Here is a 22,086-nt window from a genome sequence, read left to right as displayed (position 1 = left end):
ATCAATCGGCCGAGACGAAGTGGTCTCTTTCGCCTCGGCTCCCCCTTTTGATATCCGCACCGACGCGGGTCTCTCAGTCGTACCCCTTAGCCAGTGATGTCCAAGGAGGAACCGTGGAGCATTCCACCCGTTCTGCACGAAAGTCCCGTCCGTTCCCGCGCCTGCGCGCAGGGTTCGCCGCCGCCACGATCGCCGCCGTGATCGGGGCGACCATGACCGCCGTCCCGGCGGCGGCCGCGCTCGAACCGGCCGCCGATGGCGCCTGGCGCTTCGACTTCGGCACGGCCACGAGCCCGGTCGCCGAGGGATACGAGCCGGTGCTCGCGACCTCGCTCTACACGGCCGCGTCAGGATGGGGAGTAACGGTTCCCGACGGCGTCGCACTGTTCGCCCGTGACCGCACCGGCAACCGCGCTCCGGCGGATCCGGTGGCCGAGGACTTCGTCGCCGGTACCTCCTGGGGCTTCCTGCTCGACAGCGTCCCCGCCGGCGAGTACGACGTGACCGTGACCATCGGCGATGCGCTGACGACGGCGTCGAGCACGAACGCGACGCTCACGCTCGAGGGGGTCGCGCAGACGCGACTGCTGTCACCCAAGGGCGGCTCGACCACCGAGACGTTCCGCACGAAGGTCGAAGACGGTCAGCTGACCGTGGGCTTCACGGGGAGCGGCCTCGGAGCCTATGTCAACGGACTCGTCGTCGCACCGGTGCTCCCTGCGGTGCCCGCCGACCTCGCAGTCGCCAAGGTCGCCTGGAACACGGTCGACCTGGCGTGGACGCCCTCCGATGGCGCCACGGCCTACCGCGTGCTGCGAGCCGACGTCGATGGCGATACTGTCGGCGAGTTCGGCCCGATCGCCGAGATCGAGACGACAACGTTCTCCGACACCGCCGTCGCCGAGGGCGACGCCTTCGCCTACGTGGTCGAGGCCGTCAACTCCTACGGGCTCACGTCCGCCCGCAGCGACGAGGTGCGCAGCGGCGCGATCCCGGCCCTCGCCGTGCCCGCGACTCCCGAGGGACTCGCGGTCGCGCAGGTGACGCAGGATGCCGTCGCGCTGACCTGGACCGCGACGCCGAACGCCGACGAGTACGTCGTCGAGCGCGCGGGTGCCGACGGACTCTTCTCCCCCGTCGCCACCGTGTCCGCACCTGCCTTCACCGACACCGTCGACACGTCCGAGAAGTGGTCGTACCGGGTGACCGCACGCAACGCGGCAGGCGCCTCCGGTGCATCCGTCGCCGTCGACTCCGCGGCCTACGCGGCGCCAGCTCCCCTGCCCGCCGGCGACCGGATCGTCTTCGACTTCGGCCCCGGCGCGCTCGCCGACGGCGCCGTCGGCGTCACCTCGACCGTCGGGTTCTCCGACGAATGGGGATACGGCTTCAGCACCGCTCCGACCTCCGCGGAACCCGATGTCGACCGCGGCGGCGACGACCCGCTGCGCGGGGACCACGTCGCAGCCCAGGGCAGCACCTTCGAGGTGCAGCTCGGCGCAGGCGATTACATCGTGAACGTGATCGCGGGCGACCGGACCGCCGCGAGCGAGATCGCGATCACCGCGGAAGGCATCGCCAAGGTGCAGACGACCGCGAAGCCCGCCGGGGAGTACCTCGAGATGGCCTTCCCGATCGCCCTCATCGATGGTCGTCTGACCCTGCAGGTGGGCGGCTCGGCGGCCGCACTCGACGCACTCACCATCACGCGCCAGACGAGCCGCGCGCCCGGAGCGCTGCCGACGGTGTACCTCGCCGGCGACTCGACCGTCCAGACCTACACCGACACGTTCGCACCGCAGGCCGGGTGGGGGCAGATGATCGACCGCTTCTTCGCCGATGACGTCGCGTTCGCGAACCACGCGATCGGCGGACGGTCCTCGAAGAACTTCATCACGCAGGGCCGTCTCGACGAGATCCTCCGCGGGATCCGCCCCGGCGACTATCTGTTCGTGCAGTTCGGCCACAACGACGCGACTCAGGGCGTCGACGATCGCTACGCCTCTCCCGCCGATTACAAGGAGTATCTGCGCAGCTACGTGCAGGGAGCCCGCCAGCGCGGCGCCACCCCCGTGCTCGTCACCCCCGTCTCGCGCCGCAGCTTCGACGCCACGACAGGCGCCGCCAACGTGAGCTTCCCCGAATACGTGGCGAAGATGATCGAGCTCGCGGAGGAGGAGGGCGTTGCGCTCGTCGATCTGTCGGTATCGAGCCGTGCCTACCTCGACGAGATCGGCCCCGAGGCCGCGAAGTCGGTGTTCCTCTGGGTCGATCCGGGCATCTTCCCCGGGCGCCCGTCGGGCACCCAGGACGACACGCATTTCCAGGACTACGGCGCGATCCAGATGGCTCGTCTGATCGCCCAGGACGTCGCCGCCCTCGACGATCCCCTCGCCGCGAAGGTCGTCGACGTCGAGCCGCCAGCCGCGGTGCCGGTCGCGCCCGCGAATCTCGTGGCCGGCTCCATCTCGAATGCCGGCGCGGTGCTGCAGTGGAACGCGTCTTCGGGAGCCGACATCTACCGCATCGAACGCCAGGCGACCGCCGACCCTGAGCAGGTCTGGTCGCTGGTGACGACGACCACGCAGACGAGCGCCATCGTGCAGGGCCTCGCCGAGGGCGCGGGATACCGCTACCGCGTGTTCGCGGTGAACGGCCGGGGCGTCTCGGAGGCGTCGAACACCGTGAGCTTCTCGACCAAGCAGGCGAAGTGGAAGTTCGACTTCCAGCTCACCGGCGGGGTCGTGATGCCGGGCTACACCGAGGTGAACCCGGACGACGGATACACGGCTGACGCCGGATTCGGCTTCGCGGCACCCCTGGCTGCGAACGCCGGGCGCGACCGCGGCACCGCGGGTGGAGCGAGCAACCTCGAGCGCGACTTCGTGCTCCCGGGCGACTCGAGCGAGTTCCTGCTGGACGTGCCCAATGGCACCTACTCGATCAAGACCTACTCGGGCGACTGGATCGGCTCCACCCGGACAAACTTCGACATCGAGGGCAAGGCCTTCGGAACGGGCAATGCCGGATCCGGATCCGTGAACGCGTCGGTCCGCGGCCCTGTGCTCGTCACCGACGGTCAGCTCACCGTGCGGGTGCACGGAGCTGCCGCAGGAACACGCCTCAACGGCATCGAGGTGACCCCGATCCTGCTCGGCCCGGCCGGCCTCGAGGTGACCGAGGTGAACGCGGATCCTGCTGCACCGACCGTCTCCCTCGCCTGGACCGCCGAGCCGGGGATGAGCTGGAAGGTGTATCGCACCTCGGCGTTCGAGAAGTCGTCGACCCTGGTCGGCGAGACCACGACGTCCTCGTTCGTCGACACCGGTGCCCGCCTGGGGCTCGATTACGCGTACCACGTGACCGCTGTCGACCAGACCGGACTCGAGTCGGTGCCCTCGGCATCCGTCGACGTGTCCTTGGTGGATGCGGCGGTCGACGCTCCCTCGGCACCCACCGCTCTCGCGGTCGACCGGCTCGAGAAGCGCGAGGTGGAGATCTCGTGGGCGCAGCCGAGCACCGCCGTGTACACGATGGTCTTCCGATCCGAGCTCGAGGGTGAGCGCGGTGAACTCGCCGGCTTCGCCAGCTCGAACCGCTTCGTCGACACCGCCGTGCTGACCACGATCCCGTACCACTACACCGCTGTCGCGGTGAATGCCGGTGGTGCAGGGCCCGACTCCGCGCAGCTGAGCACGGAGGCGGCCACCGTGCTGCAGCGCCAGGCCGAGTACCTCGACCGTGCGCCCGCAGCAGTGCAGACCGACGACGGCGTGCTGGTCAGCTGGCGCATGCTCGGGACCGATCCCGACGCGATCGCCTTCCACGTCTACCGCGACGGCACCCGCATCACGGACGAGCCGATCACCGATTCGACCAACCTCCTCGACGCCGACGGTGCGGTCGACTCGACGTACTTCGTCACGAGCCTCCTCGACGATCGCGAGGTCACGGTGACCGACGAGTTCGGAGTGCAGGACGGCGACCACCTCTCGATCCCTCTCGACAAGCCTGCCGACGCGTACACGAAGGACGGCCAGCCGTACTCCTACCGCGCCAACGATGCGAGCGTCGGAGATCTCGACGGCGACGGGCAGTACGAGATCCTCGTCAAGTGGGACCCCTCGAACTCGAAGGACAACTCGCAGTCGGGTTACACGGGCAACGTGTACCTCGACGCCTACCGCCTCGACGGCACGCGCCTGTGGCGCATCGACCTGGGGGTGAACATCCGGGCGGGCGCGCACTACACGCAGTTCCAGGTGTTCGACTACGACGGCGACGGCCGCGCCGAGGTGGTCATGAAGACCGCTGACGGCACGATCGACGGCGTGGGTCAGCCCATCGGCAACGCCAGCGCCGACCACCGCAACAGCACGGGCTACGTGCTCACCGGACCCGAGTATCTCAGCGTCTTCAACGGACTGACGGGGGCAGCGGTCGACACCGTGGACTACGTGCCGGCCCGAGGCGACGTCGGCTCGTGGGGCGACACCTACGGCAACCGGGTCGACCGGTTCCTGGCGGCGACCGCCTACCTCGACGGCGAGCACCCCAGTGCGATCTTCAGCCGCGGGTACTACACCCGGGCCGTGATGGCGGCGTACGACTTCGACGGCACGACGCTCACTCAGCGCTGGGTGCTCGACTCGAACGACGCGGGAAACGAGGGCTTCTACGGGATGGGCAACCACAACCTGTCGGTCGCCGACGTCGACGGCGATCAGAAGGACGAGGTCGTCTACGGATCGGCCACGGTCGACGACGACGGCACACTCCTGTACTCGACCGGCCTCGGCCACGGCGACGCGATCCACGTCTCGGACCTCGTGCCCTCGAACCCCGGCCTCGAGGTGTTCGCCGCACACGAGGAGATGAACGCCTCGGGCAACACGGGTGCGACGATGCGCGACGCGCGCACGGGCGAGGTCCTGTGGTCCATTCCCGCGGCCAAGGACACCGGTCGTGCCGCCTCCGCCGACATCGACCCCCGATACGAGGGCGCCGAAGGCTGGGCGATCGGCGGTGATGCCGCGTGGAACTCCCCCGTCGGGCAGTTGCGCTCATCGACCGGTGAGCTCATCGGCGAGCGCATCCCTGCCGCGAACTTCCTCGCCTGGTTCGACGGAGACCCGCTGCGGGAGATCGTCGACCACGACTGGAACGCCGACACGTCCACGGGCGTGCCGACCGTGTCGAAGTGGAACTGGGAGACCGAGTCCAGCGACGTGATCCTCAAGGCTGCGGGCGCTCTCTCCAACAACAGCACCAAGGGCACGCCGAACCTGCAGGCGGACCTCTTCGGCGACTGGCGCGAGGAGATCGCCTGGCGCTCCGACGACTCGACAGAGTTGCGGATCTACTCGACCACCGACGAGACGGATCTGCGCCTGCGGACCCTGATGCACGATCCCGTGTATCGACTCTCTGTCGCGTGGCAGAACACCGGATACAACCAGCCGCCGCAGACGAGCTTCTTCCTCGGTGACGGCATGGAGCAGCCGCCGGCTCCGCGCATCGCGGTCACCGGCGACCCTTCGGGGGCAGTCGATCAGACGGCTCCCGTGGTCTCGGGAATGCCTGCGGACGGCACCCTGTTCGCCAGCACATCGACCTTCACCGTGGGCGTGACGGCCGCCGATCCCGAGTCGGGTGTGCGCACCCTCGACGTCACCTTCGACGGAGAACCCGTCGCACCGGGCCAGACGATCGACCTGGCCGACCTCGTCGGACCCCACACGGTCACGGTGAACGCGGTCAACCACGACGGCCTGGTCACCCGTGCGGAGGCTCAGATCCTGGTCTACGACGACGAGCGGCCGACGGCGAAACCCGCCCGCGGCACGATGTCGACGGACTCGGGCTGGGACACCGGTCTGCACGACGGCGAGTTCACCGTGTCGATGAACCTCTGGCACGGCGTGAACGGGGCGGTGTTCCGGCTCTACGAGAACGGGACGCTCATCGCGACGAAGCTCCTCGACGCCGACTCGCCCCAGGCCCAGCTCACCACCGTCTCGGTGAGTGGCCGCACTGACGGCACGTATGTGTACACGGGCGAGCTGACCAACGCGAAGGGCACGACGTCGACGACGTCCGTCACGGTCAAGGTCAAGGACGCCGCCCCCGGGGTGCCCGTCGTCAGCCACGACAACTGGGATCGCGACGGCAGCTACACGGTGACCACCGACCTCTGGTGGGGCACCAACGGCACCGAGTACCGGCTCTACGAGAACGGGGTCCTGATCGACACCCAGGCCCTGGTGTCCGCCTCCCCCTCGGCGCAGCGCGCGCAGACGGCGATCACCGGTCGCGCACCCGGCACGTACGCATACGTGGCCGAGTTCTCGAACGCTGCGGGCGCGACCGCGTCGAGGAGCGTGACCGTGACGGTGAGGTGATTCGGCGATCCATCCGAGGCATGGCCGGTCGCTTGACAGAGCGATCGGCCATGCTAGTGTTGAGACATTGAATGAAACGATTCAAAACCTCGATGAAGAGAGAACACCCATGACCCGCGTCGCGTTCCAGTTGCAGGTGCGTCCTGAACTGCTCGACGAATACCTCGCCCGTCACTCGCCCGTGTGGCCCGAGATGCTGGCCGAGATCGCCGCCGCAGGGCGGCGCAACTACTCGCTGTTCCTCGCAGACGGCGGCACGCTCGTCGGCTATTACGAGACCGATGACGATGCCGCGGCGCAGGCCTACCTCGCCGCCTCCGCCGTCGCCGCGCGGTGGGAGGCCGAGATGGGCCGCTTCTTCATCGGGCTCGACGGTCGCCCAGACCAGGCGGCCGCCACGCTCACCGAGGTGTTCCACCTCGAAGACCAGCTCGCCGAGGCCGGCAGCTCCGCAGCATCCGACATCGATGACACCGACAACCGCAACGACACCGAAGGCAGCGCCTCATGAGCATCCTCTCGTCCGACAACCTCGCAGCTCTCGAGCAGCAGGGCATCGAGCTCCCCAGCTGGGCGTTCGGCAACTCCGGCACCCGCTTCAAGGTGTTCGGCACGCCGGGCACCCCGCGCGATCCGTGGGAGAAGATCGCGGATGCGGCGCAGGTCAACACCTACACCGCGCTCGCTCCCTCGGTCGCGCTGCACATCCCGTGGGACCTCGTCGACTCGTTCTCCGATCTGCGCAAGCATGCCGAAGACCTCGGCGTGACCCTCGGCACGGTCAACTCCAACACCTTCCAGGACGACGACTACAAGTTCGGCGCGCTGACCCACGAAGACCCCACGATCCGCCAGAAGGCGATCGACCACCACCTCGCCTGCATCGACGTGATGGATGCCACGGGCAGCCGCGACCTGAAGATCTGGCTCGCCGAGGGCTCGAACTACCCGGGTCAGGCCGACCTGCGCGGCCGACAGGACCGCCTGCAGGAGTCGCTGCAGCAGATCTACGCCCGCCTCGGCGACGACCAGCGCCTCGTGCTGGAGTACAAGTTCTTCGAGCCGGCGTTCTATCACACCGATGTTCCCGACTGGGGCACGTCGTACGCTCAGGTCTCCTCCCTCGGCGACAAGGCCATGGTGTGCCTCGACACGGGCCACCACGCCCCCGGCACCAACATCGAGTTCATCGTCATGCAGCTGCTGCGCCTCGGCAAGCTCGGCTCGTTCGACTTCAACTCGCGCTTCTACGCCGACGACGACCTGATCGTCGGCGCGGCCGACCCCTTCCAGCTGTTCCGCATCCTGTTCGAGGTCGTCCGCGGCGGCGGGCTCAACAACCCCGATGTGGCGTTCATGCTCGACCAGTGCCACAACGTCGAAGACAAGATCCCCGGTCAGATCCGCTCGGTGCTCAACGTGCAGGAGATGACGGCGCGCGCGCTGATCGTCGACCGCGAGGCACTGTCCGCCGCGCAGAAGTCCGGCGACGTGCTCGCCGCGAACGCCGTCTTCATGGACGCCTTCTACACCGACGTGCGCCCGGCGCTCGCCGAGTGGCGCGAGTCGCGCGGACTCGCCGCCGACCCGATGGCGGCCTACGCCGAGTCGGGCTACCAGCAGAAGATCGCCGCCGAGCGCGTCGGCGGCGTGCAGGCCGGCTGGGGCGCGTGACCCTCGACCGCTGACCCCATGAGACGCGTCGGGATGCGGGAGCCGATCCCCGCATCCCGACGCCCCACGACAGAAGGACGGATGCTGTGAGCGACCAGGTGCTCGACGGACCTCACGGACCGCTGCGCGTGCGCGTGTACGAGCCGGAGAAGCCTGCCGGACCCGGACTCGTCTGGGCGCACGGCGGAGGGTTCGCCGCCGGCGAGCTCGAGATGCCCGAGGCCGACTGGGTCGCACGGAGCTTCGCCGACCGGGGCATCGTCGTGGTCTCGGTGGACTATTCGCTCGCGCCGTTTCCTCGCACCTGGGCCGCAGCGGCCGGTGCCCCGGAACGTGCCGGCGTGCACTATCCGGTCGCGTCCGACGAGCTCGAGGCCGCGTTCCGCTGGGCGGTCGACTCCGGCTTCGCACGCGGCCCGTGGTCGATCGGCGGAGCGAGCGCCGGCGGCAACCTGGCGACCGGCGCAGCTCTGCGCCTGAGCCATGGCGCAGGCCCCGTCCCCGCCCTCGCGGTGCTCGCCTACCCGACTCTGCACGCGGTCCAGGCCGCACCGGATGGCGCCCTCCGCGCAGCACTCGACGCGGATCCGGAGGCCGACCTGTTCGGGCCCGACCCCGTGCGCGTCATGTACGAGAACTACCTCGGTGGCTCCCTCGCGGACCACGACGTCTATGCGGTGCCCGGCACCGCATCGGTCGACGACCTCTCACGCTTCCCCGCCACGATCATGATCAACGACGAGGTCGACGAACTGCGCGTCTCCGGCGAGGCCTTTGGTGCCTCGCTGCGATCCGCCGGAGTCGACCTCGACATCTCGACCGAGCCTGGCACCCGCCACGGCCACCTCAACCGCCCGGAACACGCGGCGGCCCCAGCATCGATCGACCGCTTCGCCGCACGCATCCTCGCCACTTCTCCCGAGAACAAGGAACAGCCATGACCAACCCCACCGCCGCCGCCCTCATCGAGCGGTCGAACCGCCTGGGCGCCGACCCCAAGAACACCAACTACGCCGGCGGCAACACGTCGGCGAAGGGCACCGAGACCGACCCTGTGACGGGTCAGCCCGTCGAGCTGATGTGGGTCAAGGGATCGGGCGGCGACCTGGGGACGCTCAAGGAGCAGGGGCTCGCGGTGCTGCGCCTCGACCGCATGCGCGCGCTCGTCGACGTCTACCCCGGCCTCGAGCGCGAAGACGAGATGGTCGCCGCCTTCGACTACTGCCTGCACGGCAAGGGCGGCGCCGCCCCGTCGATCGACACCGCGATGCACGGCCTCGTCGACGCCGCACACGTCGACCACCTGCACCCCGACTCCGGCATCGCCATCGCGACCGCCGCCGACGGCGAAGCGCTGACCACGAAGATCTTCGGCGACAAGGTCGTCTGGGTGCCGTGGCGTCGTCCCGGCTTCCAGCTCGGACTCGACATCGCCGCGATCAAGGCACAGAACCCGCAGGCTATCGGCACGATCCTCGGCGGCCACGGCATCACCGCGTGGGGCGACACGTCGGAGGAGGCCGAGGCCAACTCGCTGTGGATCATCGACACCGCAGCCGCCTACATCGAGGCCAACGGCAAGGCCGACCCGTTCGGCGGCGTCCGTGCCGGCTTCGAGGCCCTCCCCGAGGCAGAGCGTCGCGAGCGCGCCGCCGCCCTCGCCGGCACCATCCGCGGCATCGCCTCGACCGACAAGCCGATGGTCGGCCACTTCACCGACTCCGACGTCGTGCTCGACTTCCTGGCCTCCGACCGTGCCCCCGAGCTCGCGGCCCTCGGCACCAGCTGCCCCGACCACTTCCTGCGCACGAAGGTCAAGCCGCTCATCCTCGACCTTCCGGTCACGGCATCCGCCGACGAGCAGATCGCCCGCCTGCACGAGCTGCACACCGAGTACCGCGCCGACTACCAGGCCTACTACGACGCGCACGCGACGAGCGAGTCGCCGGCGATCCGCGGCGCCGACCCCCTGATCGTGCTCGTGCCCGGCATCGGCATGTTCTCGTACGGTGCGAACAAGCAGACGGCCCGCGTGGCCGGCGAGTTCTACGTCAACGCGATCAACGTGATGCGCGGCGCCGAGGCCCTGTCGACCTACTCCCCCATCTCCGACGCCGAGAAGTTCGACATCGAGTACTGGGCGCTGGAAGAAGCGAAGCTGCAGCGGATGCCGAAGCCGAAGTCGCACCAGGGTCGCATCGCGTTCGTGACCGGTGCTGCCAGCGGCATCGGCAAGGCGATCGCCACCCGCCTCGCGGCCGAGGGCGCCTGCGTCGTCATCGCCGACCTCGACCTCGAGAAGGCCCAGGCCGCCGCAGCCGAGCTCGGAAACACCGACGTCGCGATCGGCGTCGCGGCGAACGTCGCCGATGCGGATGCGATCCAGGCCGCGCTGAATGACGCCGTGCTCGCCTTCGGCGGCGTCGACCTCGTCGTCAACAACGCCGGGCTGTCGCTGTCGAAGCCGCTGCTCGAGACCACCGAGAAGGACTGGGACCTCCAGCACGACGTCATGGCCAAGGGCTCGTTCCTCGTGTCGAAGGCCGCGGCACGTGTGCTGATCGACCAGAAGCTCGGCGGTGACATCATCTACATCTCGTCGAAGAACTCGGTCTTCGCCGGCCCGAACAACATCGCCTACTCGGCGACGAAGGCCGATCAGGCCCACCAGGTGCGACTGCTCGCCGTCGAACTCGGCGAGTTCGGCATCCGCGTCAACGGCATCAACCCCGACGGCGTCGTGCGCGGCTCGGGCATCTTCGCCTCGGGCTGGGGTGCGAACCGCGCAGCCACCTACGGCGTCGCCGAAGAGGACCTCGGTCAGTTCTACGCCAACCGCACGATCCTCAAGCGCGAGGTCGTTCCCGAGAACGTGGCGGATGCCGTGTACGTGCTCACCGGCCCCGAGCTCAGCCGCACCACGGGCCTGCACATCCCGGTCGACTCCGGCGTCGCCGCGGCGTTCCTGCGATGACGGTGCGGTCCGTCGCCGCCGTCGACCTCGGGGCGACCAGCGGTCGCGTCATGATCGGGCGGATCGGCGACGGCCGGCTCGACCTCGAACTCGTCTCGCGGTTCCCTAACGGGCCCGTCGAACGTGAAGACGGCCTGCACTGGGACTTCGGAGCACTCTACGAGCACGTCGTCTCGGGGCTCGCGGAGGCCGTGCGCCGAGAGCCGGGCATCGAGAGCATCGGGATCGACTCGTGGGCAGTCGACTACGGCCTGCTGAAAGACGGTGAGCTTCTCGCCGAGCCTTTCCACTATCGCGACGAGCGCACGGCGCGGGGCGTCGCCGAGGTGCACGCCGAGGCGCCGTTCGCCGAGCTGTACGGGCGCAACGGACTGCAGTTCCTGCCGTTCAACACGCTCTACCAGTACCGCGTCGACGCCCGCCTCGCTGATGCCGACACCGCGCTGCTGATCCCCGACCTCATCGCCTTCCTGCTCACCGGAACGGCCGTCGCCGAGCGCACCAATGCCTCGACGACTGGTCTCCTCGACGTCGAATCGGGCGAGTGGGACAGCGAGCTGGCCGAACGCCTCGGCATCCCGTCGAGCATCCTGCCCTCGCTCGGCGACCCGGGCGATACGATCGGCACGCTGCGACCCGAACTTGCTGAACGCATCGGCAAGCAGCTGCCGGTGATCGCGGTCGGCTCGCACGACACGGCATCCGCCGTCGTCGCCGCACCCCTGTCGACCCCGCACTCGGCCTACATCTCGTGCGGCACGTGGGGTCTGGTCGGCGTCGAGCTCGCCGAGCCGGTACTGACGGATGCTGCGCGCGAGGCGAACTTCACGCACGAGCTCGGCGTCGACCGGCGCTACCGCTTCCTGCACAACGTGACGGGACTCTGGCTGCTGAGCGAGACGGTGCGCGCGTGGGAGGCGGAGGACGGCTCGTCGATCGACCTGCCCGAGCTGCTCGCTGCGGCATCCGCGGTCACGGGCGACGTGCCGATCTTCGACGCGAACGACCCGTCGCTCAGCGCCCCGGGAGACATGCCTGCACGCATCGCGGCGCTGCTCGGAGGTGCCGCGCCGACGACGCGGCCCGCGTTCGCCCGCTCGATCGTCGAGTCGATCGCCACGGCATTCGCGGATGCGGTGCAGACGGCATCCGATCTGTCGGGACGCGAGCTCGACGGTATCCATCTGGTGGGTGGCGGTTCGTTGAACCGCCTGCTGTGCCAGGCGACGGCCGATCGCACCGGTCTTCCGGTGCTGGCCGGCCCTGTCGAGGCGACGGCACTCGGCAACGTGCTCGTGCAGGCACGCGCTCTCGGCGCCGCCCCGGCCTCTCTCGAAGAGCTGCGCGCCCTGGTCGCCGCGACCCACGAGCCGGAGCGCTTCGACCCGCGCTGACCCGAACTCTCCCGGCCGACATCCCCAAGTCCCGTCCCGTCCGCGGGCACCCAGCCGCACACTTGCCTGGCCGATCCCCGGATGGATGCCGAGAACACCCTGTCCCGGCATCCATCCGTGCTTTCGCCAGCCATCCGTCCCGGCTGGGAGCCCCCGCCATAGCACCGGCACCGGCACCGGCACCGACACGCGAAAGGGGCGCCGAGGCAGAAGCCCCGACGCCCCACGAATCCGACTCAGAAGTCGAAGTCGCCGATGTTGTCTGCGTTGAACTCGAACGGGTCGCCGAGCAGCACGACGCCGTCAGCGCCGACCGTGTACTCGCCGAGCTCGCCGGCTTCGAACGTGTCGCCCTCTTCGCCGGTGATGTCGCCCTCGATCAGCGCCTTGGAGGCGAAGGCTGCCAGGTAGCCGAGGTCGGCCGGGTTCCACAGCGCGAACGCGGTGACGGTGCCGTCCTCGACGTACTCGCGCATCTGGTTCGGGGTACCGAGACCGGTGATGGCGACCTTGCCCTTGTAGTCCGAGGTCGAGACGTAGCGAGCGGCAGCAGCGATGCCGACCGTGGTGGGCGAGATGATGCCCTTCAGGTTCGGGTGGCTCTGCAGAAGGGCCGCGGTCTTGTCGAACGAGGTCTGGTCGTCGTCGTCACCGTAGACGGTCTCGACGATCGTGATGTCGGGGTACTCGGTGGCGACGTACTCCTTCATCAGGTCGATCCAGGCGTTCTGGTTGGTCGCGTTGGCGGATGCCGACAGGATCGCGACCTCGCCCGCTCCACCGATCTGGTCGGCGATCAGGTCGACCTGCACCTTGGCGATGCCCTCGGAGTCGGCCTGGTTGATGAACAGGTCGCGGCACTCGGGATTGGTGTCGGAGTCGAAGGTGACGACCTTGACGCCCGCGTCACGCGCCTCATTCAGCGCGTCGCAGATCGCCTTCGGGTCGTTGGCCGAGACGACCAGCGCACCGACGGCCTGCTGCGTCGCGGTGTTGATGTAGCTGACCTGGGCGTCGGGGGTGGCCTCAGCCGGTCCGACCTCGGCGAACGTGCCGCCGAACTCGTCGACGGCGCTCTTGCCGCCCTCGCTCGAGGTGTCGAAGTACGGGTTACCGAGGTTCTTGGGCAGGAACGTGATCGACAGGTTGTCGGATCCGCCGCCCTCCGAGCCCGAGCCGCCGGAGCCGCCACTGGTGTCGGCGCAGCCGGTCAGCACGAGCGCTGCGGCCACGGCGACCGCCGCGAACCCCGCGATCTTCTTACGTGCAAACGTCATTGTTCTTCCTTTCGTGATGATCACCGCTGGCGGGTGCCGGCGATGTGAGGCTGCCTCATGGTGCGGGAGAGGCTGCTACGCGGAGCGGCGGGCCGGCCTTCGCACGGACGCGCTGCGCCCAGGCGAGGACGCTGGCCGCGACGACCGAGAAGATCAGCAGACCGCCGGTGATGATGTTGATGACGTCGGAGGTGACGCCCGCGAGGCGAAGGCTGCTGCCGAGCACCCCGATCAGGAGCACCGCGGCGACGACACCGTGCAGGTGCCCGCGACCGCCGAAGACCGAGACGCCGCCGAGCACGACGGCCGCGATCACCTGCAGCTCGAGCCCCGTGGCGTTGTCGCCTCGGGCGCTGCCGAACCGCAGCGTGTAGAAGATGCCCGCGAAGGCGGCGACGACGCCCGAGAGCACGAACAGGATGAACTTCGTGCGCTCGACGTTGACACCCGAGAACCGCGCGGCGTCTTTCGAGAGGCCGATCGCGAAGACCCCACGACCGAACGGCGTGAAGTGCAGCAGCACGACGAACAGCACCAGCAGGATCAGGAACGGGATCACGATGTACGGGATCGTGGTTCCGGCGATCTTCGCCTTCGCGAGAGCGGTCCAGGTCTCGGGAAAGTCGGTCACGGCGGTGGTGCCGAGCAGGCCTACCGCGAGACCGCGGAAGAGCGCGAGCGTGCCGATCGTGACGGCGAGGGAGGGCAGGCCGACGATCGTGACGAGGAAACCGTTGAACGCGCCGCCCACGACCCCGACGAGCAGGGCGGCGAGGGCTGCGACCTCGAACGGCGCACCCGACTCGGTGAGCACACCGGTGACGACGCTGGCGAGTCCGACCATCGATCCGACCGAGAGGTCGATCTCGCCGGTGATCATGACCAGCGTCATCGGCAGGGCGATCAGCAGGATCGGCGCGACGTCGAGCAGCAGGTAGTTCGCTGTGATCGGCTGCGCGAAGCCGCGGATCGACACCGCGGCGACGATGGTCACGAGCACCAGCAGGGCGATGATCGCGAACTCGCGGTTGATGAAGACGCGTCGCCAGAGCGGACGGTCGTAGTCGCGGATGACGCGCGTCGACGTGGTCGTCGTTGTCGTGGTCATGATTCGTCCCTCGCCTCGATGAGCTGGCGTCTCTGTCTGACCGCGAGCACCCGGTCGAGCACGATGGCCCCGATGATGAGCACACCCACCACGGCGCGCTGCCAGAAGTCCGGGATGCCGAGAATGGGCAGCGCACGGTTGATGGTCATGAGGAGCATCGCGCCGATGGCCGCGCCCCAGACCGTGCCGACACCGCCGGTGATCGCGATGCCGCCGATGACGGCTGCACCGACCGCATCCAGCTCCCAGCCACTGCCGGCCTGCGAGCTGATGGATCCGTATCGCGCGGCATAGAAGACGCCGGCGAGACCTGCGAGCGCGCCCGAGAGGACGAATGCCGAGAGCACGCGACGGGTGACCTTGAGACCGTAGAGCTCTGCGGCCGAGGGGTCGGAACCGATCGCGTAGTACTCACGACCACCGCGGATGTTGCGCAGATACCAGGCGGCGAGCGCGAGCACGATCACCGCGATGATCGTCAGCACCGGGATGAAGAGGATCTGCTGGGTGCCGAGAGCGAGGAAGCCCTTGGGCATGTCGGAGGCGTTGATGCGGTCGCTGCCGGTCCACAGCACGTTTATACCGCGGTAGGCATACAGCGTGCCGAGGGTGATCACCATGGCCGGCACCTTCGCGAAAGCGACCAGCGCGCCGTTCACGAGGCCGAGGAAAGCGCCGAGCAGCACGGCTGCGATCACGACGACGACGATCGGGATGCCGGGCACGTCGACGAACAGGCGTCCGGTCAGGTAGGCCGTGAGCCCCATGACCGATCCGACCGACAGGTCGACGTTGCGCGTGATGATCACGATCGCCTGACCGACCGCGACGAGCATGAGGATCGACGGAGTGAGCAGCAGATCGCGCCAGCCGTCGGAGCTGAAGAGGAAGGCGGGGTTCTTCACCGTGGCGGCGATCACGACGAGCACGAGAGCTGCGAGGATGCCGAACTCTCGCGCACGGCCGATGCCGCCCGGCTTCTTGGCGATCGCCGGAGCGGCGGCCGCGGGTGCGGTGGTGGTGCTCATGAGTGCAGCTCCGATGAGTGGGTGGCGGCGAACATGACGTTCTCGCTGGTGGCGGCGTCGCGGGAGATCTCGGCGGTGATGCGGCCTTCGCGCATCACGAGCACCCGGTCGGCCATGCCGAGGACCTCGGGCAGCTCGGACGAGATCATCAGGATCCCCAGGCCTTCGCCCGCGAGCTGCGACAGCAGCCGGTGAACCTCGGACTTCGTGCCGACGTCGATGCCACGGGTCGGCTCGTCGATGATCAGGACGCGCGGATCCGTAGCCAGCCACTTGGCCAGCACGACCTTCTGCTGGTTTCCGCCCGAGAGGGTGGATGCCACGGTGTCGAGCGCGTGCGTCTTGACCTCGAGACGGGACGCCCACTCCTTGGCCGCGCGGTTCTCGATGCCGCTGGTGATCAACCCCCACTTCGACAGACGCCGACGGATCGCGAGGGTGATGTTGCCCCCGACGCCCGCATCGATCACGAGACCCTGCTTGCGGCGATCTTCGGGAACGAGCGCGAGTCCGCTGCGCATCGCGGCGGTCGGGTTGCGGCGGGCGACGGCTGCGCCCAGCATCCGCACCTCGCCCTCGCTATACGGGTCGACGCCGAAGATCGCGCGGGCCACCTCAGAGCGGCCTGCGCCGACGAGGCCGGCCAGGGCGACGATCTCGCCCGCCCGGACGGTGAAGGAGATGTCATGGAAGACGCCGGGGCGGGTGAGGCTCGTGACCTCGAGCAGCGGCTCGCCGACGACGGCATCCTGCTTGGGGAACAGCTCCGTGACATCGCGGCCGACCATCTGACGGACGAGGTCGTCGACCGTCGTCTCGGCGATGGCGGTCGTGTCGATATATGCACCGTCGCGCATGACCGTGACCGTGTCGCACAGGTCGAACACCTCGTCGAAGCGGTGCGAGATGAAGAGGATCGCTCGGCCCTCGTCGCGCAGGCTCCGGGCGACCGCGAACAGACGGTCGACCTCGACACCGCTGAGCGCGGCCGTCGGCTCGTCCATGATCAGCACGCTCGCATCGAGCGAGATCGCCTTCGCGATCTCGATGATCTGCTGGTCGGCGATCGACAGTCCCTCGGTGATGCGATCGGGGTCGAGCGTCACGCCCAGGCGACGGAAGATCTGGTCGACCTCGGTGCGCATCGCCTTGCGGTCGATGCGGCCGAGGAAGCCGGTGGGCTGGCGCCCCATGAAGATGTTCTCGGTGACCGAGAGGTCGGGGAACAGCGTCGGCTCCTGGTAGATCACCGCGATGCCCGCGGCCTTCGACTGGGCCGTGCTGGTGAAGTCGACCTCTTCGCCGTGCAGGCGGAAGTCCCCGGAGTCACGGCGGTAAAGACCGGCCATGATCTTCACGAGCGTCGACTTGCCCGCACCGTTCTCGCCGATGAGGGCGTGGATGGAACCGGGGCGGAGCGTCAGGCTGCCGGAGCGGAGTGCGACGACGGGGCCGAAGGACTTCACGACCCGATGCAGCTCGAGCGCGGTGGGGGGAGCGCTGCGGGCGGAGGCTGCGTCTACCACTGGCTTTCCTCTCCGTTGAGGGGGATGATGATCGGAATGAACTTTACCTGAATCGATTCAGGTTGGTTTCAGGCTAGTGTATGTGATGCCGGTCTCAGGTCAACCCCCGATGCCGAAGCGTGATCCGCCCGACGACGAGAGGACAGCCGAATGCCGATCAGCATCCGCGATGTCGCCGTCCGTGCGGGCGTCTCGGTGGGCACGGTCTCGAATGTCCTGAACCGTCCTGACGAGGTCTCCAGCGACTCGGTCGAGCGCGTCACGCAGGCGATCGAAGAGCTCGGCTATGTGCGCAACGATGCGGCTCGCAAACTCCGCGCAGGCGTCAGCACGACCGTCGGGTTCGTGGTGCTCGACGGACAGAACCCGTTCTACAACGACGTGGTGCGCGGTGCCGAAGACGAGGCATCCAGCCACGGCATCGCGATCCTCTACGGCAACACAGACGACGATCCCTCTCGCGAGAAGGTCTACCTCGACCTGTTCCGCGAACAGCAGGTGCGCGGTCTGCTCATCGCCCCGTACGGCGATGTCATGACGCAGCTGCGCCGATTCCGCGCGAGCGGCATCGCGACCGTTCTCGTCGACCGGTTCAGCGCCGACAGCGGGTTCTCGTCGGTCTCGGTCGACAGCGTCGCCGGTGGCAGGTTGGCCGTCGAGCACCTGATCGACGGCGGGCGGAGACGCATCGCCTTCGTCGGCGGCCCCTTCGACATGCGTCAGGTCACCGATCGGCTCGCGGGAGCACGCGCCGCAGCCGAGAACGCGGCGGTGCATGTCGAACTCGAAGTCGTGCCGACCTCGGCGATGACCGTCGAAGAGGGTGTCGCCGCCGGTGCCAGGCTGCTCACGCGCCCGCGGCGCGAGTGGCCGGATGCGCTCTTCGCCGCCAACGATCTGCTGGCCCTCGGACTGCTGCAGTCGCTCGTGTCGGGTGGCCGTGTGCTCGTACCCGACGAGATCGCACTGATCGGCTTCGACGACAACCCGTTCGCTGCGGCTGCCGCCGTGCCCCTGTCATCCATCCGCCAGCCCAGTCGCATGATCGGCCGCACCGCGCTGCGCATCGTGCTCGAAGAGGCGGCCGACCCCGAGAGCATCCCGCGGCAGACCGTCTTCCCGCCCGAGCTGATCGTCCGCCGCTCCACCGGCGGCTGACGAGGGGCCTTGAGATGATTCCCACTCCCCTCCCTTTCTCCGGTAAGCGCTTTCCGTTATGATGGGCAGACACCGAAAGGCTGGGCACGATGATCCATGACGTTCTGCTCGTCGGCGCTCGCGGATTCGGCGCCTCGCACCTGCGCAATCTCGAGCGCCTGTCCGATCGCGCTCGGCTCGTCGCGATCGCCGACCCCGCGGGCCCACCCGCAGAGGGCTACGGGTCGGATGTCCCGGCGTACCCGAGCCTGGACGCCGCACTCGCAGCCGACGTGCGATCCGATGTCGTGATCATCGCGACCCCCACCGGAACCCACCACTCCCTCGCACTCGCCGCCCTCGAGGCCGGCGCCGACGTCTACCTCGAGAAGCCTCCCGTCGCGACGATGGCGCAGTTCCTCGACCTGCTGGCAGCCGAGCGAGCCTCGGGGCGCAGCGTGCAGATCGGCTTCCAGAGCTTCGGATCGCACGCCCTCGAAGATCTCGCCGCCCTCGGCAGACCGACCTCGGTCGCGACCTGGGCGACCTGGTCTCGGGATGCCGCGTATTGGTCGCGCTCAGCCTGGGCGGGCAAGCGGATGCTGAACGGCACACCCATCGTCGACGGCGTCGTCACGAACCCGCTCGCACACGCCGTGGCCACCGCACTGCGGATCGCGGGCGCCCGGCGTCGCGAAGACGTCGAGCGCATCGAGCTCGAGCTGTTCCGCGCCAATGACATCGAAGCCGACGACACGTCGAGCCTGCGCGTCACGCTGCGAGACGGACTTCGCGTCACTGCAGCCCTGACTCTCGCGAGCCCCGAGCAGACCGCCCCGCTGATCGAAGTGCGCACCCCCGAGGTCGACGTGCTCTTCGGATACACGACAGACGAGCTGACCTACCCGGACGGACGCATCGAGCACACCGGCCGCACCGACCTCGTCGAACAGCTCTTCGACCACCGCGAGCACGCCACCGCGCTGTCGTCGCCGCTGGTCGAGGCAGGAGCGTTCATGACGGTGCTCGAAGCCGTGCGCACCGCCCCTCGGCCCGCTCCCGTGCCCGTCTCCGAAATCACGGTGCTCACCGATCGGGAGTCTCCGCTCGCCACGATCGACGGAATCCAGGAGATCGTCGAGCGGGCCGCGCGCTCGGGAGCACTGTTCAGCGAGGTCGGGGCCGCGTTCGCCGTCTGACTCGGCCTGGCGGGTGACGCCCGCCGGACTCGGGACTCAGTAGCCGCGCGTGGTCGGGCGCCGCATCCCCCCGTACTCGACCGACGGCCATCGCTCGTCGACGGTGAGAACCTCCCAGCCGTCGGCGCTGCGCAGCATGGTGTCTTCGACTTTGGCGCCGGGCGCGGACGGGTTCCAGGCGAACGCCTGATTCTCGACGAGCGGATCTAGGGTGGATGCCGTGGCGCGCGGGTCACGCCCGGCATAGCCGGTCGGCCCACCCTGATGGTGCCGCCGCCACTCCTCGGGGTCGAACCCGAAGCGCTCATAGGCCGCGCATCCTGCGTCGAACGCCTCGTCGAGGCGGGCTCCCGGCACCGAGGCGTCGAGGAACGCGCGCTCCACTCCGAGAATCGGCTCATCGTCGACGCCGGCACCGATCCAGCGCGTGGCGTTGGCGATCAGGCCGTCACGGCGCCCGCACACCACGATCATGGCGCGCTCCCCCAGCAGCGCGGCCGTGGGAAGCGGATGCCGATACGAGACACGGGCGGCGCCCGTCACGAGCACGACCAGTGGATCGATGCCTCGGGACACGAGCCCGGCGGCGAGAACCGACGCGGCGTCCCACTCGCTGCTCTCTGGTCTGACGCCACCCGCCAGGGCATCCGTCACGGCGCGCGCGAGATCGCGGCCGAGCGAGCGATAGCGTGAGGTCTCAGCCGGCAGCATGCGTGCCCGTGCTGCGCGCAGCTCCCCGGCGACCGCAGCTTCTCCCACGGCCGACGCCGAGCCGGCGTCCTCCGCCGCCGCGACCGCCGGCGGAGTCCACCACGGCACCCGCACGATCCGATCGACATCCGGCGGCAGCAACTCCTCGGCGATCAGACGATCTGCCTCGTTGTCCGCGACGAACAGCGTGTCTCCGTCGGCGTCCGCGCGCACCGCCAGCACCGGCGGACCGGCCAGCGACACGTGCGTGCGCACCCCCTCGAGGTACCAGGACACCGCCTCGTGAGAGGTGATCAGGATCGGCGCCCCGGCACCCCGGCGCACTCGGGACACTCTGTCCTGCTTCTCGATACGATCCTTAGACGACCCGACCATGAGAACTCCTAGCAAACGTTTTCTCACATATGACCACATCCGCCGCCATTCGCGGAAGAGGGGACCCTGATGACACGCTCCACCCGAGCAGGCATCACCGACGTCGCGAAGCTCGCCGGCGTCTCGCTCTCCACTGTCTCCCGCGCGATGAACGGCAACCCCACCGTCGACCCGGTGCTCGTCGAACGCGTGCAGGCCGCAGCAGCGGAACTCGGCTACACGGCGAACCCCCTCGCTCGCAGCCTCGTGCTCGGGCAGACGCAGACGGTGTCGGTCATGATCCCCGATCTGGGCAACCCGACATTCCAGGCGATCCTGCACGGCCTCAGCCGCGCAGCCGCGACCGACGGCTATCACGTGCTCATCTCGGACACCGCCGAGCAGGTCGGCGATGAGGTCGCGCTCGCCACGACCACGCGGCGTCGCACCGACGGAGTGATCCTCTGCGCCCCGCGCCTGCCGCAGAGCGAGCTGTCTGCACTGCTGCCGTCGGTCGCTCCGGCCGTCGTGATCAACCGCCCCCCGCAGGTCGACGTGCCGACGGTCGCGGCCGACTACGAGGCCGCCATGGCCGAGCTGATCGCGCATCTGCGCGACCTCGGACACCGCCGGATCGCCTTTCTCTCGGGAGTCGTCGCCAGCGCATCGGGAGAGGCACGCGCGCGGGCTATCGCGGATGCGGAGCGGATCGGCGGTCTCGAGTTCGTCGAGATCCCCGCCGGCGTCGACTTCGACAGCGGCGCCGCAGCGGCGGACGCCGTCGTCGAGAGCGGCGCGACCGCCGTGCTGGCGTTCAACGACCTCGTCGCGATGGGCCTGCTGTCCGCGGTGACGACCCGAGGCCTGCGGGTGCCGGAGGATCTCTCTATCACGGGCTTCGACGACATCCCGTTCGCCGCGTACACCACGCCACCGCTCACGACGGCGACCGTGCCCGCCGCCGAGATGGGGCGACTGGCCTGGGACGCGATGCACGCGCTGCTCACCGGAAGCGAACCCGTCGCGTCTGCGACCTTCACGCCGAAGGTGGTCGTCCGCTCGAGCACGGGTCCCGTCAGGAGCTGATGCCGAGGTGCGCGCTCCCGCCCCGGTAGTCGCGTAGGTCGCTGAGGCCCTGGCGCGCGGGGCGGGAGCACGTGCCGAGCACGGGCCCGGGCACCCCGTGGACGCGCGGCACATGTGCGCAGAACTGACTGTTGTCGGCTCCTGCCTCCCATGCTAATCTCGGGAAACCGGTTACTTGAGGAAACGCTTTCTCATTTTCTCAGCACCCGACCTCGAT

At 68.9% G+C, this 22,086-nt stretch carries 14 protein-coding genes; 9 read left to right on the top strand and 5 right to left on the bottom strand.

Annotated elements, in window-relative coordinates; all coding sequences use genetic code 11:
- Nucleotides 1–113: 113 nt before the first annotated feature.
- The 6 genes from RQG77_RS11285 (at nucleotide 114) to RQG77_RS11260 (ending at nucleotide 12,443) form a co-directional block, all read left to right on the top strand.
- On the top strand, nucleotides 114–6,401 hold the full coding sequence (locus RQG77_RS11285; RefSeq protein WP_311244798.1) for a fibronectin type III domain-containing protein: 6,288 nt from the start codon (nucleotides 114–116) through the stop codon (nucleotides 6,399–6,401).
- Between the two features lie 109 nt (nucleotides 6,402–6,510).
- Nucleotides 6,511–6,912: an L-rhamnose mutarotase gene (locus tag RQG77_RS11280; protein WP_311244797.1), complete on the top strand. Its 402-nt coding sequence runs from the start codon at nucleotides 6,511–6,513 to the stop codon at nucleotides 6,910–6,912.
- Entirely contained in the window at nucleotides 6,909–8,075 is a 1,167-nt protein-coding gene (gene rhaI / locus RQG77_RS11275; RefSeq protein WP_311244796.1) for an L-rhamnose isomerase, read from the top strand. Before RQG77_RS11280 ends, rhaI begins: the two co-directional genes overlap by 4 nt.
- An 86-nt stretch (nucleotides 8,076–8,161) precedes the next feature.
- Nucleotides 8,162–9,016, top strand: a complete 855-nt coding sequence (locus RQG77_RS11270) for an alpha/beta hydrolase fold domain-containing protein (RefSeq protein WP_311244795.1) — start codon at nucleotides 8,162–8,164, stop codon at nucleotides 9,014–9,016.
- Nucleotides 9,013–11,049 carry a bifunctional aldolase/short-chain dehydrogenase gene (locus RQG77_RS11265; protein WP_311244794.1) on the top strand — a complete coding sequence of 679 codons (2,037 nt, stop codon included), beginning with the start codon at nucleotides 9,013–9,015 and terminating at the stop codon, nucleotides 11,047–11,049. The genes RQG77_RS11270 and RQG77_RS11265 overlap by 4 nt, the downstream gene beginning before the upstream one ends.
- The gene (locus RQG77_RS11260) at nucleotides 11,046–12,443 is read left to right on the top strand and encodes a rhamnulokinase family protein (protein WP_311244793.1); all 1,398 of its coding nucleotides are present in this window, start codon (nucleotides 11,046–11,048) and stop codon (nucleotides 12,441–12,443) included. The genes RQG77_RS11265 and RQG77_RS11260 overlap by 4 nt, the downstream gene beginning before the upstream one ends.
- 236 nt (nucleotides 12,444–12,679) lie before the next feature.
- Here RQG77_RS11260 and rhaS read toward each other — a convergent pair whose 3' ends face one another.
- From rhaS to RQG77_RS11240, 4 genes are read right to left on the bottom strand one after another with little or no spacing between them, the layout of a single operon-like run.
- A complete protein-coding gene (gene rhaS / locus RQG77_RS11255; protein WP_311244792.1) occupies nucleotides 12,680–13,720 on the bottom strand; it encodes a rhamnose ABC transporter substrate-binding protein in 1,041 nt (346 codons plus the stop codon).
- 55 nt (nucleotides 13,721–13,775) lie between these two features.
- On the bottom strand, nucleotides 13,776–14,828 hold the full coding sequence (locus RQG77_RS11250) for an ABC transporter permease (protein ID WP_311244791.1): 1,053 nt from the start codon (nucleotides 14,826–14,828) through the stop codon (nucleotides 13,776–13,778).
- Nucleotides 14,825–15,856, bottom strand: coding sequence for an ABC transporter permease (locus RQG77_RS11245; protein WP_311244790.1), 1,032 nt, complete (start codon nucleotides 15,854–15,856; stop codon nucleotides 14,825–14,827). Before RQG77_RS11245 ends, RQG77_RS11250 begins: the two co-directional genes overlap by 4 nt.
- Nucleotides 15,853–17,382, bottom strand: a complete 1,530-nt coding sequence (locus RQG77_RS11240) for a sugar ABC transporter ATP-binding protein (RefSeq protein WP_311244789.1) — start codon at nucleotides 17,380–17,382, stop codon at nucleotides 15,853–15,855. The genes RQG77_RS11245 and RQG77_RS11240 overlap by 4 nt, the downstream gene beginning before the upstream one ends.
- Nucleotides 17,383–17,532: 150 nt before the next feature.
- Here RQG77_RS11240 and RQG77_RS11235 point away from each other — a divergent pair, with 150 nt between their 5' ends.
- Entirely contained in the window at nucleotides 17,533–18,540 is a 1,008-nt protein-coding gene (locus RQG77_RS11235; RefSeq protein ID WP_311244788.1) for a LacI family DNA-binding transcriptional regulator, read from the top strand.
- A gap of 89 nt (nucleotides 18,541–18,629) precedes the next feature.
- Complete coding sequence (locus tag RQG77_RS11230) at nucleotides 18,630–19,718, top strand: Gfo/Idh/MocA family oxidoreductase (protein ID WP_311244787.1); 1,089 nt, start codon at nucleotides 18,630–18,632, stop codon at nucleotides 19,716–19,718.
- A 36-nt stretch (nucleotides 19,719–19,754) separates the two neighbouring features.
- On the opposite strand, the gene RQG77_RS11225 is transcribed toward RQG77_RS11230, so the two are convergent.
- Nucleotides 19,755–20,804 carry a peptidase M24 gene (locus RQG77_RS11225; protein ID WP_311244786.1) on the bottom strand — a complete coding sequence of 350 codons (1,050 nt, stop codon included), beginning with the start codon at nucleotides 20,802–20,804 and terminating at the stop codon, nucleotides 19,755–19,757.
- 69 nt (nucleotides 20,805–20,873) lie between these two features.
- Here RQG77_RS11225 and RQG77_RS11220 point away from each other — a divergent pair, with 69 nt between their 5' ends.
- Nucleotides 20,874–21,869, top strand: a complete 996-nt coding sequence (locus tag RQG77_RS11220; RefSeq protein WP_311244785.1) for a LacI family DNA-binding transcriptional regulator — start codon at nucleotides 20,874–20,876, stop codon at nucleotides 21,867–21,869.
- The last annotated feature ends 217 nt before the right edge of the window (nucleotides 21,870–22,086 follow it).

This window comes from Microbacterium sp. WCS2018Hpa-23, from assembly GCF_031843845.1.
Taxonomy (GTDB): Bacteria; Actinomycetota; Actinomycetes; order Actinomycetales; family Microbacteriaceae; genus Microbacterium.
The sequence above is the reverse complement of the archived record's forward strand: the minus strand, read 5'-3'. Positions and strand labels throughout refer to the sequence as shown.